This is a genomic window from Cyanobacteriota bacterium, assembly GCA_027618255.1.
Lineage (GTDB): Bacteria > Cyanobacteriota > Vampirovibrionia > LMEP-6097 > LMEP-6097 > JABHOV01.
In genome coordinates this window covers 1-16,497 of sequence record JAQCFG010000045.1, presented here as the reverse complement: position 1 = coordinate 16,497, position 16,497 = coordinate 1, and the positions used below count along the sequence as shown (strand labels likewise).

Below are 16,497 nucleotides of genomic sequence, written 5' to 3'. Positions count from 1 at the left end.
TATGAATAAAGGGTTTTTAGAACATCTTCTAGGCATCAAAAGATCTTAAGATATTCGTGCTTTTGCCCTATCCATTACTCCCCCCTTAATGATTACCCTAAGGTAATACCCCTTATAGTACTTATACCTCATAGGTGTTAACTTAGGCTAAAACCCAAGGTTTACCAAGGGTTTTAGCCTAAGTTAACACCTATGGCTCACAGCCCTGGTAATATTCCTGCAAGAAGAATCTATGAATTAAATTTAGTTCCAATCCATAACTCTATAGTTCATGCTCTTGCTAATCTTATCGAGACAGAAAGGTTTGCCGATGCTACATTCGAGAGAAAATTATTGCTGGCTAATTTCGCTGATTTCAGATCTGCATACTTACAATCCATAACTATTTTAGAGAAACTAATTCAAGGGACTATTACAAGACTTGCTCGAATATTCAAGAGTCGATTCCAAAGAACATAATTTCGTAGAAGTAGACCTCAATGAAATCATGGCAGAAGTATTAGCCAATCTAGAAGCTAAGATAGAAGGAAGCTCGGCTATATTAGAAATAGATGAACTACCTAAGATAGAAGCTATCGAAACTCAAATGCTACAAGTATTTCAAAACTTAATCTCTAATGCTATAAAATACCAGAAGCCTGATAGCCGTCCTAAGGTTCAAGTCAAAGTTAAGTCTAATAAGAACAATTATGAAATTACTATTAGTGATAATGGTATAGGCTTTGAACAAGAACAAGCCGATAAAATTTTTGAACAGTTTTATCGCTTGCATAATAAAAATAGTCATTATCAAGGTACTGGTATTGGTTTGGCTATTTGTCATAGAATTGTCGATAAACATCATGGAAAGATATTGGCAACTAGTGAGCCTGGTAAGGGTAGTAGTTTCGTTGTGACTTTGCCACTTAAACAGCCGAAGCGAGAAGTGGGCTTGGTCAAAACTTTATAGGATTGTATATGGAAAAGACATTAAGAATACTATTAATCGATGATTCAGAGACAGATAGAGATCTCTATAAATTATTTATTGGAGTATCTAGATTAAATATAAACTATGAATTTATTGAAGCTGATAATGTTTTGACTGGTTTTGAATTATACAAAAGCAAAAAACCAGATCTCGTTTTTCTTGACTTCTCTATGCCAAAGCTTACAGGACTGGAGTTTATGAAGATGATTAACCCTCAACATCAACCAATTATTAGCACTCCGGTAATTGTTTTAACTGGTATGGGAGATGAAGAAGTTGCTATTGAGTTTATGAAGCTTGGAGCAGTAGATTATTTGCAAAAATCTGAGCTCAATCAAGTAAATTTATCTCGTTGCTTAACAACAGTTTATAACAAATATATTTTAAACAAAGATGCTATCGCAAAACTGATTCAGCTTAATTCTCTTACAGCGAATGATATTAATGTGGATGATTTAATACAAGAATTAACTAAAGTGAAAGAGGAGTTTGGGGCTTTTACATATGTAGCTTCTCATGACTTAAATGAACCCCTACGTAAGGTCAAAGCCTTTAGTGATAAGCTCAAAAGCAAATACGCATCAGTAATCGATGATAAAGGCATGCAGTATCTTGATATCATCCATAACGCAACAATAAGAATGCAAGTACTCTTGTCAGATCTTTTAGACTATTCTAGAACTAACACCTTGGAGCTTAACCCTGAACCTATAGACCTCAATTTATTAGTAAATGAACTGAAAACTAATTTGGGCACGAGTATGCAAGTTCCTGATATAGATTTTCAAACTAATAATTTACCGAAGGTGAATGCAAACAAAACTTTTATGACACAACTTTTGACTCATCTGATACGTAACGCCTTAATGTACCAAGAAGCAGGTACGACTCCAAATCTCAAAATTAATGCTGAGGCTAAAGATGATTATTTAGAAATTTCTGTCAAGGATAACGGTATAGGTTTTGAGGAAGATTTAAAAGAAAGAATTTTCAAACCATTTGAAAGACTTCATAATAGAAGTAGCGTGTATCCAGGAACTGGATTGGGGCTTGCCATTTGTCGCAAGATAGCTGAAAGACACTCAGGGACTATAAGCGCTGATTCTAGCCCTAATCAAGGTAGTGTGTTTACTGTTAAATTACCTAAAGAACTTTTGATTTGATTCTCAAATCAAAATCCAGAAAAAACTGAATCATCTCTTTATTACTTTGATTAGTTGAGAAAACTCGTTTTGTTTTAGGTACAATTGCATCGTCAAGTTTTTGAAAGAAACTATGCGTATTTTGATTTGCTTGCTGATTAAGAAAGACTTGGCTCTTAGCTTTAGCTTCATAGCCAAATACAGTCTGCATCAGCTTGGCTAAACTCTTAGCGTTTATTTCTGATTTAATCATATAATCAGTTGCACCTAATTTCATCGCATCGACTGCCGTACGTTCATCTCCCTGACCAGTTGCCATAACTACTGGTACCTCTATCCCTGCAGCTATAATTTTTCTAAACAAATCCAATCCATTCTCATGACCAATACGATAATCAAGGAATGCCAAATCATAGTGATTCGTTTCTAGTAAAGAGAGTGCTTTTTCGTAATTATCAGCATGCTCAAGTTTAATATCAAGCTCAGGAAAACTCTCTTCAAAAAGCTCAGATATAATAAGTACATCATCATTATCGTCATCAACTATAAGAATGCTGACCTCAGATATTGATTTATTGAGCCCTGGGTCTATCGGGGCCGACTTAGCTGCTAAAAAAAGCTTTGATTTAGTATCAATTCTAGTATTCATGTTGATATATATCGGCTATTTAGACCGGAGAAAGATTAAAAATGCTTAAGATAACCACCTCGGTATATTAGTTGTTTTGTGGCTATTTGTGGATTATATAAGTATATGAGTGATACGAGTCCACTGCAAATACTCGTCGTGGAAGATGACGATGATGATTTTCTTCTGGCTTTGGATGCCTTAGAAGAAGCTGGTGTGTCGCGTAAGAATATAGCACGGTCTTATAATGGGCAAGAAATGCTTGATTACTTAAGGAGAAAACTTCCTAGTAGAAATGATGAGGCTAGTGATTTTCCTAATCTAATTTTTCTTGACCTGAACATGCCAATTAAGAATGGTAAGGAAGCTTTAGTAGAAATATCTCGTGACCCTGATTTAAAAGATATTCCAATAGTTATGCTTACTACTTCTAGTAATCCTGATGATATTAAGTTTTGTTCTGAGAATGGTGCCAACTTGTATATAGTCAAGGAAGGTTTTCTTGAAGCTTATAACGCAAACATTCGTACGGTGATTAGCTTTTGGTCTAATATGGCGGCTTAATATACGTGAATCAACTCCTTTAAACTAGAGTGGACAACCCAAACTGGATACAAGTGCTTTAGTAGTATTTTCATAAATTACTCTACTTAGTCTCTGCAAACTTCTGAATTATAACCATTTCCACCTCAAACCCATCAGAAAAGTTGCTGAAATAATCCATTAAGGGCCCGAAAGCCTAACCAGTAGCTCCAAAAAACTTGTTTACTGTGTGCATGTTTACCTCAAACCCCACCTTATGGTTGCAAAACGCATCCCGTAGGGGGAGCCGTAGAAATTAAAGCTCCATTGTCGCAAAAATTATCTACAAAAGCTGAACTATGGAGATGTGTCAAGTACCCCGTTCTGTAAAATAGCTTACAATTACAAGCAATGACCCTGTCACAACAAAAGACTATAACTAAAGATTTATCAGCAAGTGTAGTGGTTTTTTTTGTTGCTGTGCCTTTGTGTTTAGGTATAGCTCATGCTTCGGGCGCACCTTTGCTTTCTGGCTTGGTTTCTGGAATCATCGGTGGAATAGTCGTTGGTTTTATTAGTAAATCACCGCTCAGTGTGAGTGGACCGGCGGCTGGTTTAACTTCTGTGGCTATTGCTGGTATTCATGACCTCGGTTCATATGAAGCTTTTGTCCTGGCTGTTGTAATTGCGGGAATATTCCAAATATTATTAAGTAGGTTACGAGCAGGGGTTCTATCTAAATATATTCCTCATTGTGTGATTCATGGAATGCTTGCAGCAATTGGTCTGATATTAATATTTAAACAATTCCCACATTTGCTTGGTTATGACGTAGAAGTAATGGGCGTGCAGGAATTTCATCTAACTCATGAAGATATCACTGACGCATCAGCTCTCATGGGACTTCAAGAACAAAATACTTTTACTACAATTATACATTCTTTCTCTCGTATTCATCCAGCCATCTCCAGCATTGGCATTGCCGGTCTTGTCTTTCTTGCTTTTTGGGATCATTATGTGCCAAAACAAATCAGATCTATTCCTGGTTCTGTAATTTTAGTCTTGCTCAGTACCTTGGCTGCATTTACATATCAAAACTTTGCTGATCCTGGCTTGACAGCAGATCACTTTGTTAACATACCAACTGTAAATAATTTAACGAGTTTCCTTCAAGAATCTAAGTTACCAGCATGGGAAGTTCTCAAACAATCCCAGGTTTATACTTTAGCCATAACTATTGCCTTGGTTGCTTCTGTTGAAACCCTGCTATCAATTGAAGCGGTGGATAATTTAGATCCACAGCGACGCATTACTCCTGCCAATAGAGAATTATTTGCGCAGGGAATTGGTAACATCACTTCTGGACTACTTGGTGGCTTGCCGATAACTTCCGTCATCGTTAGAAGCTCTGTTAATCTTGCTGCAGGTGCTCAAAGCAAGCTCTCAACAATCTTGCATGGAGTACTTATTCTTGCCGGCATGGTATTTTTTGCACAATATTTGAATTACATTCCACTAGCAGGCTTGGCTGCTATTTTAATCTACACTGGTTACAAACTTGCAAGCCCAAGCAATTTCATTAAGCATTATCAGCAAGGTTGGGATCAAATTATTCCAAGTATTATAACGGTAGCAAGTATACTGCTTACAGATTTACTTATAGGGGTAACAATTGGAATTGTGGTTGCTGCTTTGCTTATTGTAGCGAAGAGTTATCATTCACCTTCCTTTATAGTTGAAGACTATGGTAATAAGAAACGTCTCCTTCTTGGAGAGAGTGTACATTTTTTACACAAATATAAGATCATTAAATTCTTAACTACAGTGCCAGTAAACACAATACTGGAGATAGATTCAAGTAAAACATTATATATAGATAGTGATATAGAAGCGGCAATACTTGATTTCAAACAAGTTGCAGTAGAAAAAAATATAACCGTGATCTATGGCGGTATGATCAGAAAGTTTCAGAACAGGAGAAAAGATATGAATGAAAATAAAGCAGCCTATGATAAATTAATCAAAAACAATAAAGAATGGGTTAGGGAACAACTCAAAATTAATCCTGAGTATTTCAATGAACTATCACAAGGACAAGCTCCAGAATATTTATTTATTGGCTGTTCTGATAGTAGAGTACCCGCAGAGGATATCACCAAATGCAGGTCAGGAGAGATGTTTGTGCATCGCAATATCGCAAACCTAGTTATCAACGCAGATATTAACGTCATGTCTGTGCTTCAATACGCCGTAGAAGTCTTAAATGTTAAACATATAATTCTTTGCGGACATTATGGTTGCGGTGGTATCAAAGCTGCGATGGAAAACAAGGACTATGGCTTAATTAATCAGTGGCTTATGAATATCAAAGATATTCATAGATTACATCAACAAGAATTAGATGCAATCACTGATGAAGCTCAGAGATACAGAAGGCTGGTAGAGCTTAATGCCATTGAACAAGCTTACAATCTAATCAAAATACCATTCGTTCAAAAAAACCGTTCTCTATACGGCACGCCAGAGATCCATGCCTGGGCTTATGACATTGAGACCGGCTATATTAATGATTTAGTGCTTGACAAAAGTGTTTGCAATGAAAAAGATTCTATTTATATGAGTTATTGACATGGCAGCGGCAAAACAATACCTAATTCCCCTAGTAAAATATCCCAGAGTAACAGGGGGCCCTCATGTCAGACCTCGTCTAACTTCAACTGCTCACGAAGTCTTTTTGCAAAATCTTGTGCTGCTGCTGAGTTTTGCTTGTCGCCATGAAAATCAAGAAGCTCAACAAACGCTTGTAATCTCTCTCTAGATCCTTGATTAGTCGTTATTGGTTTCATTCTGGCTTTAGCTTGAGCCGCTCTACTCAATTTTGGAGACTTCTTACCCTTGTCGCCTTTTTTGCTAGATATATTAACTGGGTGGATCTCAGTCAAGGCTTCAACTAAGTCTTTTATCCCATCACCAGGAGAAGTAAATACTTGGTTGTGAAAATCTTCTTCTGACATAGAAGGAAACAAGACATGCATTTTTTCTATTAACTTAATTAGGGTTTGGACTAACGTAACAACTTTTTGGAAATCTGGTGTATGCTGCTTCTTTCTTTGTGCAACAGCTCTATCTAGCATTGTTTTACTAGCACCTGGTGCTTTCATGTAAACAGTTCGTTCCGCAACGCTTAACTCCAATGCAGTCATTAAAGTTGCAAGATCCGGAGCAAACCTGCGCAGCTGCTCAAGATTCATCGTAAGATATTTCTCAATCTGATCTTTGAATTTATTGTCAGTCTGTCTAAAAACCAATAAAAGCTCTAGTATTTCATCAACAGTAATTGGAGCAGCTGATACGCCATTCAACTCAGCTCTTGTTACGCTCGTTGCTGCAGCTGGTAAATCAGCTCGGTCAGTAACACCAGCTACAGGTTCTGTGTTCACTCTCGAACTCAAACTTATATCAAGATTATCTCCCATACATAAGATATTATACCAAGAATGTGACCGCTTTATTGTCTAAAGATGTGGCCCCGTCTGCCCTTTTTATGTCAGACAATTGAAATACTTGAAGGTATATAAAACATTGATCTTAGTATCCTGTCGGAAATACTTTCTAACTGAGTTTGTATATCGGGTCTATTCTCTGCAGCACTCAAAAACCCATTGCGATACAGAGTATTAAGAGCAATTTTGTTATCAAAACTAAAGTTGTAAGTTATAAGCTCTTCTATCATCTCAATTGATCTATGTTGATTCATGTCTAAAATTGGTGCTGGTGATTGAGCTTGCTTGGAATTAGTTCCTAGACCTGCATAAGAGGAATTCAAGAAATTGACCAGCATCGCCACTGATCGGCTAATTCGACTGTCCTCGATAGGAGCAAAAGCTAATGTCGAAATATAAGTAGAGACCTGCTCCAAATTATTAATTTCCGAACTCGGTATTAAATTATCAAGGTCCGCAACCCTATTAAATTCAGAAATCTCAGCGATAGATTGTAATCTCTCTTCTTGAGTTTTGATTCTAGAACAAATATAATCCAAGGCAGGTTCAATCCCAAACTGTCCTCCAGTTTTGCTTTTTAGATATTCCAAAAATACATTGTCATCTAATTCCTGATCTAAACGACGGCGCAATTCCAAATCAGCATAATTCCCTTCATCCAAATAATCTATTAGTTTCGCTGTCTCTGGCTCTGCAATAATCGCTTCACGCTGATCTAATAGCTCAGTTGTCCCATAATTATGTTCAAAGCTTTCTCCTTTCACTCGTCTAATAAACGCATCTACCAGCCTTGAACTAGCATCAGTAAATTTATTGGTATGATTACTCTTGAAGTTCAAAGCCGTACTAGCATTGCTTTCAATAGGAGCCATCAACTCCAAATAGTAATAAATATCAAAACCACTAGGCTCACTATCATGACCAGAATAGACCTCATCTAAATCCTTCCACATAGCAGCCAATACTTGCTCTGCTTCTCCTTGTACGATTAAGGATTTTAATATTGCCCAAGCATAAAGACGAGTATCCTCTTGTCTCAAAAGCTTGATTGCCTTATTGATATAAACATCTGTATCTAAAGAACTATTACAAAGGAATTTAGTTACTAGAGATTTAAGATAGGGGTCAGCTTCAGCTTCTAAACAATTAAACATTGCATTCAAATGAGCTTCACTACTTGATTTGCTATTAGCCAAGACGGCATAAGCCAAGTGCCCTAATTCCGGAGGGTATTCAAAGTCATTAGTAAACTCGATTAATCTTGTTGATAAATTGTCATCAAGTTCTATATTTTCTATTTTAGCTAAGGAATCTAGTGTCCTTGCTAATAAAGCATAGTTAGCATCCTCAGCAATACCGGCTTCAGCGATCTCTACTTCATCATGTTTTAGCTCTCCGTGCTCATCAAGCCTAGCCAGTTCATATCTAAGTAAATCAAGCAAAGGGTAGGCAAAACCAGGAGAAACTAATCCTCGAGCTTGATTGGCAATGATGCCCAATAAATCCTCCACCTCTTCTAGAACTTCAGCCTGAAGCTCATCATTGAATTCACTATTGAGAACTATTTTATTTAGAGCAGTTAATCTATAAATGATAGATTCTTGCCCTAGTCCTCCAAGTGACTCGATAAAGTTTTCTATAATTAGATCATCAATACCAGAACCTTGAGTATCATTGCCTACTACTAAATCTTCTTGACTTGCTGCCCCCCATGCACCATAATCTAAAGCATAGTCATCATCAAACTCATCTTCAAACTCATCAGCAAACTCATCATCAAACTCATCAGCAACAGTAGACTCCGAGGAATGATATAAATCCAAACTAGGGTCTATAAGAATGAATCTGGTTAAATCAGCAAGAAGTGGGTTAATGTCTTTGGTTGCAAGGTAAGTATAATTAGCGCAAGCTCCACTTGAATTATTTAGAAGGTCTGTCCTCAAAAATCGATCCAGTATGTTGACGATCTGACTTAATCGATTGTCTAAGGAGCCAAGCATCTTGCCGTCTTCTCCTGAGCAAAGATCTTCCAATTGTTGATTCACTAAAGCAGAATGAAGATCAACATGGCGCGCGTCAGTTAACTGCAAAGTAATAATAGAGTCTATTTGTTTAGCTAGCTCTACTATAGAACTGGATAATGTCTGTTTTTCAAGAGAGTTAGCTCTATTATCACCAGTGCAATAATAATTATTGCTATCTATAAGGACTTGTTTGATTGGTTCATGTAATAACACAGAGATTATTTTAACCGATACAGCTGTAAGTTGCCCTTATTTTTAATTAGATAATATCGCCATCAGGGCAGCGTCTACGTTTTTCATGTTTTTTAGAAACGTGAAAAGACAGACACGGCACCTAATATTGGCTAGCATCTAATCATGAAATTCATTCAAACTTGTTTAGTAATTCTTTTAGCAACAAACTGCTTTATGGCAATTAGTGCAAAAAAAGGTTTTGATAAAAAAGAACGAATGGATAAAAATGCTAAGCCGTTAATGGAGAAGAAAGGAATAGGGAACGCGTCTCATCCTGTTTTTGGTAGTGGTAAACTTCACCCTGTGCACGACGATAAAGTTATCGGGAAATTCAAAAATGCCGACAAGATAAAGAATGAAGTAAAAGAAATCGATGAGTTAGAAGAAGACGAACTTCAAGAAGAGCTTGAAGAGATTGCTACTGAAAACCAAGAGAAGGTCAAAACGCTTAATAAACTTAGAACTGATACGCTTACTAAGATTCAAGAACAAAAACAAAAACTATCAGACTCTAAAATATCTCTAGAAAAAGGTCTTGATTCTAATCCAATTACTGAAGCTTTTAATCGATTAGGACTTTTTATTAATGATGCACAAATGAAACAAGTTGAAAGTCAAGAAGCTAATGTAACTAATGAAATAGATACTAATAGTGAAAGACTAGCTGTACTAGAACTTCTCAAATCCTATATTGATTCAAAACAATAAGCATAATTGGAGCTCGTCTCCATTATTATTTTTCTCAATAATCTACCATTATCTGTTCAGCGTGGCCTTAACAGGTATACACTACTAGAATTCTAGGTAAAATATCAATACTCTCTGCTCAAAATCAATGATAATCACGAATTGGTCACTTAAAAGAAACTATAATTAACCAAGTAACAAACTAAGGAGAGAACTTATGAAGAAAATGATTATATTGTCGTTGGCAATTTTACTGCAAATACAAAATCTGGCTTTTGCATCTATGGATGTAGCTAACTCGAGACAACCCGAATTTATACCAGGACACTATATTGTCACACTAAAAGATAGCGCCAGAAATAATGCGACACAACTAGCAAAAAATTATGGACTCTCACTAGGACATGTTTATGCACACGCACTTAATGGTTTTAGTGCAGTGGTACCCGATAATAAATTAGCTGCTCTTACAGCAGATCCTTCTATAAGATCTATTGAACAAGACATGATCGTTTATGCAACTGCTAAGCCAGACAAACCAGGTGGTAAACCAGGCGGCGGCGGTTCTGAACCTCCTTCACTACAAGTCTTACCGACAGGAATTGATAGAGCTAATGCTGATTCAAGTTTGACTGCAGCTATTGATGGAATTGATACCGAGCTCAATGTTGATATCGCAATTATAGATACTGGTGTTGACTTAAGACATCCTGATCTCAATGTTGTTAATGACGTTAATTTCACCAGCAATAAAAATGGTAATGATGATCACGGACACGGTACACATGTAGCAGGTACTGTTGCAGCCAGAGACAATGAACTAGGAGTCGTAGGAATTGCTCCAGGCGCAAGAATTTGGGCAGTTAAAGTACTTGATAGACGGGGACAGGGATTTCTCTCTAATGTAATAGCTGGTATCGATTATGTTACAGCTCACGCCTCCGAAATAGAAGTTGCCAATATGAGTCTTGGTGGAAGCGGCAATGATGGTTCTTCTTCTTACCATACTGCAATCATTAATTCAGTTAACGCAGGAGTAACTTATGTAGTCGCTGCTGGTAATGAAACTGATGATGCTGCTAATCACATTCCAGCTGCTTTTGATGAAGTGATAACTGTTTCTGCGATTGCTGATTCCGACGGTCAATCAGGTGGACTTGGATCGAATACTTCTTATGGAGCTGATGATAGTTTCGCTAGCTTTAGTAACTACGGAGCTGATGTAGATATCGCTGCTCCAGGTGTCAATATTTATTCAACTTGGAAAGGTCAAAGTTATAACGCTATCAGCGGAACTAGTATGGCTAGCCCGCATGTCGCTGGTGCTGCAGCATTGTATCTAGTAAACAATCCAGCAGCAAGTCCAGCACAAGTCAAAACAGCTTTGATTAATGCAGCTAGTGTAGGTTCATTCACTGGTGATACTGATGGTTTTGCAGAGCCATTGCTTAACGTGGGGTCACTTTAGAACAACGTGGTCGTACTTCAGGGAGCGAAAGCACTTGGTGTAGAATGGTTGCCTCAGCTTTATCCTTTTGGTTCTTGATTCTGATTTGAGTTTTAAATGAGCACGTTAGCCTTCACCAACGGGTGATGAAGCTGTCACCTCTGGCTAGGTCTTGGAGCCAGCTCAAGTATTTGTTACCGATTGATTATGTTCATTTTTCCAACCAGGTACCAATCCTTCTCTTTCACTATCTGTATAAAATTCACGAACTAACACTGCATTTGCTGCATCTCTTATTTTCTGAAGATTCGCTGGATCTCTAGCCAATTGAATTGTTCCAAAATTATCATCAAAAAATTGACACCATGCATCTCTTATTGGCTTTAATTCACGGTTACTATCAACCTTGCGCTGTTGGACTAAGCCTCGCCAATCCACTTTATCAGTTAAATTTTTACCGTCCGGTATCAACTCTTCTGTTAACAACTTGGCAATTGTAATTTTGGCTGTATCATAAGCTTCTCTATCAGAGGAGTCCATACCAATAGCAATCGCCACGCCGCCAAGATACTCTTGTAAATTCAAAAGAGGAAGAGGTCCATTTATAATTGATTGAAGGTTCGCCTGTATCTCCCATACAGCTTTAGATACTTCTTTCCTAATATGACAATCTTGATCCTTCAATTGCTCATCAAAACTTTGAAAGATATACGAATCCGGTCGCATCATACTATAAGCCAAATATGGCAAATGCCTGTCTGCTGCAGTCCCATAATGTTCTCCTGTTGCTCTTTTTAGTTTAATTTCAGCATATGCGGATGTCTCTGCATGAGCTAATTCCTCTGCCAAAACATGTTCTTCAAACAAACTCCGACTCTCATTATGTGTGAGTGATCCCGTCGCCCCAAAAGACATTGCAGACAACCAATGAGCTAAAAGCATTGGCACCTTAGCAAACTTGGGTTTGTTCTTTCCATTTCTCTCAAAATCATCAAACCAAGTTTGTGACAAATTGACGATAGAATCAGCTTGTATCAGTGCATCAATTGAAATAAAAGTCTGATTATGATCACAGTAGCCGGCACCAAGTTGACCAGCATTGAATCCATAAGTATATTTCACCGGTATTTTTACACCATTATTGGTAATTCTTTCTTTGGACAGTTCCTTTATAATTTTGCCTTCATATGGATAACCATCCGTCCCAGGAGCAATAAAAATACCCTTGCTTTGAAGTGCTAAGTTTTGCTCAACACCAAGGTCATTCTGAATTTGTTCAAACTTAATATAGTCATTATCATTCCCAGCCAAATCAGCAAAATACTGATCGAACTTAACCCATTCTTCGCCTAAACTATCAGCTAAAGTAGCAAAATATTGTTTTATCGCTCCCAATTTCACATACTGTATACCGTCCTGGACTTGCGCTGCATTTATAAGCTTATGACTTGCTTCTAAGTAAACAAAAAAGTACCACGCAGCTATTTCAAAATCTCCTGAATCTGGATTTATAATATTGGGGTTCTCTTTGAAAGAATCGATTAATATTGTTGAGAAGCTATTTTGAACTTGCTTCTTCTCTTCATTGGACTCAGCACAAGCTTTAGGAATTATAGCTTTGTCAAACTTATTTAATTCTTTCAAGCCCTTAAAGTAATTCAAAGTGTCCTTTGGTCTTCTGCCTCTTCCTATGCTCAATGTAAACTCAGTACCAGCAAAATCGATTCTCGGTGCAGCTAATAAAATACCAGGATCACGACCAAAATTTCTTAAGAAATTTTTATTATGAGGAGCAATCTCCCAGAGTTGATTTTTAACTTGATTAAATTTTGATCCTTTGATCCCTGCTTGTTCAAGGATGGGTCTTAAAGAATTCGCAAAGGACTGCTCTTTGGTAGATGTCTGAAGTAGTCTCACTATTGCTGGAATGTCACACTTGGCAGCATTTCGGCCCAATATCTCTCGTACCTTGTTCGGGTAAGCTATTTGTAACTGTTGACTTAATGGGAGTACTTGCATCGTAATTACCTTAATTACAATATTAGCAAATACGTATTACCTTCATTGGGTAATTAATATAAAGTTGTGATGCGACCTATTCTCATCAATCCACTCCCACTAAGACAACAACCCACAAATACGTATAGCTGTATTGATAAGACAGGATAATCCATGTTATGTTAAGCCAGTGTGAGCGCTCGCACTATGCCAAATAATAACATGATTAGACCTCATCACTACAATGACACAATCACTCTTGCCACTCATTTGAAAGAAGCACTGAGTATGCCGCCAACTTTAGGCCAGATTGATAGCAGCCCTAGGGAAGTCCTCAGGGCAAACTTAAGCCAACTTAAAACTCTCGCAAGGAACCGGGGAGCTAATTTTTGGCAACTTCACAATGCCCTTGGCGTCAGTCCGCGTGAATATAAAAAACCTTCTGGACAACGATACAAAATGCTTAATGAAAGAGGACTCGTTAGAGCTTTATGGCAACCCGATGATGATAAAGAAGCTCTCATTAAAAAACTGAAACGAGAATTGAAACAAAGCAGTGTGCCAACAAACAAGAGTGTCTTTTTTTACAGTGACAAAGTCACTCAGTGGTTACGCGAAAATAATTTTCATGATTTATCTCACTTCTCAGAATACTTCAATGTGCCATTGATATTCAAACGTGGTGAACGTAGAGCACAATACTCACCTGATTTTGACAGCTTGGCACATGAGATCTGGCCTGCTCAATCAGTAGCTGAACTATTGAAAGCAATCAAAAAACAAGAATCAAAACGACCAGTCAACTTGCAGGTCTTTTTTAAATCTGACAACACAACACTAATGAGGCTGTTAAAAAAGAATGGCTTCCCCAATTTGATAGACTTCTTTCGCTATGTTGGAGTTGTCAAACAAGACAAACAAACAACACAAGACTCTGAAAGACAGAGGGATCCAGTGATTGATTTTCAACTCTTGGCAACAAAGGTATGGGTCAAACCTGCCAAAGCTGAAATAGTTACCATGATTAATCAATCTGGAGCAAAACATAAGCCAAGTGATTTACACGACTTCTTTTCCTCCAGAAATTTCCAAGATTGGCTTGCAACGAATGGCTTTACCAGCTTGACGGATCTTTCTAGACACCTCGGTATCAAAGTTAGAATACTGGAATCCAAGGGCAAGCAAAAAGCCGCCAGAGATTACAAATTACTCTCTGACTTGTTATGGGCGAAACGAAGCCCCACAGAACTAACAGTCCAACTGCACCAAGATTTGGGACAAGTAACAAGACCAGCTAAGCCACAAGAGTTTTTTACAAGTCCAAAATTCAGAAACTGGTTAACTGAAAACAATTTTGATTCCTTAGTTGAATTTGCACGACATTATGGAGCCCAAATATTACGGAAGCAAACGAAAGACACTGGACGTGATAAACCAAGAAACAAACTTGTCAACTATATAAATTATGATTCATTAGCAAGAAAAATATGGAAGGTGCCAGACATCAAAACGATCAAAAAAGAAATGAAAGTTCTTAGTGGCGGTATCGACTTAAAGGACTTAACTAGTCCATATCGATTTTTCACTTCTACTCGTCTAAAGCAGTGGCTGCAACAAAACAACTTCAAAGACCTAGTGCACTTCTGTGAAGTTATCCGAGCACCAATGACAGCAAGACCAGCAGCAGACCGTAATACCGAGAGAGTAGTTTATAACTGGGAAGCAATGATTAAGAAGCTTAGTTGAGCTGAATCAAACAGCGGACAAATGAGCTAGACTTCTACTAATGAGCAAAGAGAAACTCACCCTACTAACCAACGCCATTAATCAGAAGCTACTGGTCAAATTCAATTATGACGACTGCCAAAGATTAGTAGAGCCGCATCTTCTCGGTGAAACAAACAAAGGTAATTTAATTCTCAAAGCATATCAAATTGCTGGTACTACCAAAAGATCCAAAGTACCTTGTTGGGCTTCTTTTACAATCGGCAAGATCAAAGACATAGAGCTTGTTGACACAGCTTTTGAGAAGAGAGCTTCTTTAAATATCGAAGCCGAGATTGAAACAATCTTTGTCAAGATGATAAGCCAGATTGAGGCTGATTAACACACGAGGGGCGCAGCTCAGAATAAAGCTCTGGCAAAAACACTTATTGAAATCAATAATCTTTGATTGATATCTAATGAAGCTGAACTATGAGATGTGGTCCCTGATACCTGGGTACTTTCACTCATAAAATAACACATCAACTTCTCGTTGTATCTATATGACGACAGTAGGCTTTTTGAACCAATTAACTCAATCTGGTAATCTCAAATCATTTGATGAACCTCAGGTCTTAGATGCAAATACATTAGAGACTTTAGCGAGTCCAGAATTAAACACACTCAATTCTAGTGCAATTCAAATAAAGCTAGAATTCTTTGATCAAAGTACAGGACAGAGTGCTGGGCAAGAAATGGGCTCTGGAGCAGTTTTAAGTCCTGATGGTTTAGTCGTATCAAATTGTCACGTTGCTAATTATAGTGGAGTTTTAGGCAAACCCATGCAATTAGATTTCCAAAATGAAAAATATATTCAAGCGAGCGCAAAATCAGTATTAGACAACGCAAAACGTAATGGTTTTGATGTTAAGTTCACAGCTTTGATTCCAAAGACCTCTATCGTTGCTGTACCAATACAGCTTCCTGGTATGGATGCACCTTTCTGGTCATCAACTACAAGCTTGCAATTTGAAGAAGTTCCTTTAAGGTTTATTGCTTCAGATCCGGAATCTGATTTGGCGATGTTAGTTCTTGAAGGTGAGAGAAAAGATGGTTTTGATTATTTAAAGATTGCTTCTAGTCCTGATCAAGGTTTTGTACATGGTATTGGTCATCCACATCGAAGTAAGGAGAACTTTATCAGTAGTGGTGAAGTAATTAATTCTTCTCATTGCGCTACTATTTTGGCAACTAGGCAACAATTCATTAACGCTAATAATGCACAAACAGCAGCTGTCTTAGCAAAAATAGCTAGCTTTATTAAGATGGGAGCTTCGACTAATATATCTTCTATTGGCAATTCCGGTGGTCCACTTGTTGATGGTAATGGCGAGCTTCAAGCAATAATGAATGGTGCTGATGAAGGAAGATTTGCACCTGGCTTGTTGCAAGCTTTTAATCAAGGCTGTGCACGTTTTACTACTTTGCCAATTAAAGGTTTAGCTTCTTCAATACCGATAAATAAAGTTGTTGAATTTTTAGAAAGACAGGGTGTTAATATCACTAATCTTTTGGACGGAAAGGATATTGATGTTGCCCGTTTTCGGTCCTACGGCTCTGTTTGAGGGATCAGGATCG

14 protein-coding genes are annotated in these 16,497 nt (G+C 37.6%); 10 read left to right on the top strand and 4 right to left on the bottom strand.

From position 1 onward, the window contains the following. Positions 1-192: 192 nt before the first annotated feature. The 3 genes from O3C63_07000 to O3C63_06990 are packed head-to-tail and all read left to right on the top strand — an operon-like array spanning position 193 to position 2,133. Positions 193-459: a hypothetical protein gene (locus tag O3C63_07000; protein MDA0772676.1), complete on the top strand. Its 267-nt coding sequence runs from the start codon at positions 193-195 to the stop codon at positions 457-459. Between the two features lie 28 nt (positions 460-487). Continuing rightward, positions 488-949, top strand: a complete 462-nt coding sequence (locus tag O3C63_06995; protein ID MDA0772675.1) for an ATP-binding protein — start codon at positions 488-490, stop codon at positions 947-949. 8 nt (positions 950-957) lie between these two features. Continuing rightward, positions 958-2,133 carry an ATP-binding protein gene (locus O3C63_06990; protein ID MDA0772674.1) on the top strand — a complete coding sequence of 392 codons (1,176 nt, stop codon included), beginning with the start codon at positions 958-960 and terminating at the stop codon, positions 2,131-2,133. Here O3C63_06990 and O3C63_06985 read toward each other — a convergent pair. Beyond that, positions 2,114-2,761, bottom strand: coding sequence for a response regulator (locus O3C63_06985; protein MDA0772673.1), 648 nt, complete (start codon positions 2,759-2,761; stop codon positions 2,114-2,116). The two genes, O3C63_06990 and O3C63_06985, sit on opposite strands and share 20 nt — an antisense overlap. A 105-nt stretch (positions 2,762-2,866) precedes the next feature. On the opposite strand from O3C63_06985, the gene O3C63_06980 reads away from it, so the two are divergent. Beyond that, positions 2,867-3,304, top strand: coding sequence for a response regulator (locus tag O3C63_06980; GenBank protein MDA0772672.1), 438 nt, complete (start codon positions 2,867-2,869; stop codon positions 3,302-3,304). 369 nt (positions 3,305-3,673) lie between these two features. Beyond that, on the top strand, positions 3,674-5,890 hold the full coding sequence (locus tag O3C63_06975; protein ID MDA0772671.1) for a SulP family inorganic anion transporter: 2,217 nt from the start codon (positions 3,674-3,676) through the stop codon (positions 5,888-5,890). A gap of 68 nt (positions 5,891-5,958) precedes the next feature. On the opposite strand, the gene O3C63_06970 is transcribed toward O3C63_06975, so the two are convergent. Further along, on the bottom strand, positions 5,959-6,738 hold the full coding sequence (locus O3C63_06970; protein ID MDA0772670.1) for a hypothetical protein: 780 nt from the start codon (positions 6,736-6,738) through the stop codon (positions 5,959-5,961). Positions 6,739-6,809: 71 nt separating this feature from the next. Next, positions 6,810-9,002 (bottom strand): hypothetical protein, encoded by a 2,193-nt coding sequence (locus tag O3C63_06965; GenBank protein ID MDA0772669.1) that lies wholly within the window; start codon positions 9,000-9,002, stop codon positions 6,810-6,812. A gap of 144 nt (positions 9,003-9,146) precedes the next feature. On the opposite strand from O3C63_06965, the gene O3C63_06960 reads away from it, so the two are divergent. Together O3C63_06960 and O3C63_06955 are read left to right on the top strand one after the other, a co-directional pair. Beyond that, positions 9,147-9,731, top strand: coding sequence for a hypothetical protein (locus O3C63_06960; GenBank protein ID MDA0772668.1), 585 nt, complete (start codon positions 9,147-9,149; stop codon positions 9,729-9,731). Positions 9,732-9,927: 196 nt separating this feature from the next. Next, a complete protein-coding gene (locus O3C63_06955) occupies positions 9,928-11,178 on the top strand; it encodes a S8 family serine peptidase (GenBank protein ID MDA0772667.1) in 1,251 nt (416 codons plus the stop codon). Between the two features lie 162 nt (positions 11,179-11,340). On the opposite strand, the gene O3C63_06950 is transcribed toward O3C63_06955, so the two are convergent. Further along, positions 11,341-12,801: a hypothetical protein gene (locus O3C63_06950; GenBank protein MDA0772666.1), complete on the bottom strand. Its 1,461-nt coding sequence runs from the start codon at positions 12,799-12,801 to the stop codon at positions 11,341-11,343. A 561-nt stretch (positions 12,802-13,362) separates the two neighbouring features. Here O3C63_06950 and O3C63_06945 point away from each other — a divergent pair. The 3 genes from O3C63_06945 (at position 13,363) to O3C63_06935 (ending at position 16,484) form a co-directional block, all read left to right on the top strand. After that, a complete protein-coding gene (locus O3C63_06945) occupies positions 13,363-14,901 on the top strand; it encodes a hypothetical protein (protein ID MDA0772665.1) in 1,539 nt (512 codons plus the stop codon). A 40-nt stretch (positions 14,902-14,941) separates the two neighbouring features. Beyond that, entirely contained in the window at positions 14,942-15,262 is a 321-nt protein-coding gene (locus tag O3C63_06940; GenBank protein ID MDA0772664.1) for a hypothetical protein, read from the top strand. 160 nt (positions 15,263-15,422) lie between these two features. Then, the gene (locus O3C63_06935; GenBank protein ID MDA0772663.1) at positions 15,423-16,484 is read left to right on the top strand and encodes a serine protease; all 1,062 of its coding nucleotides are present in this window, start codon (positions 15,423-15,425) and stop codon (positions 16,482-16,484) included. Positions 16,485-16,497 lie beyond the last annotated feature (13 nt).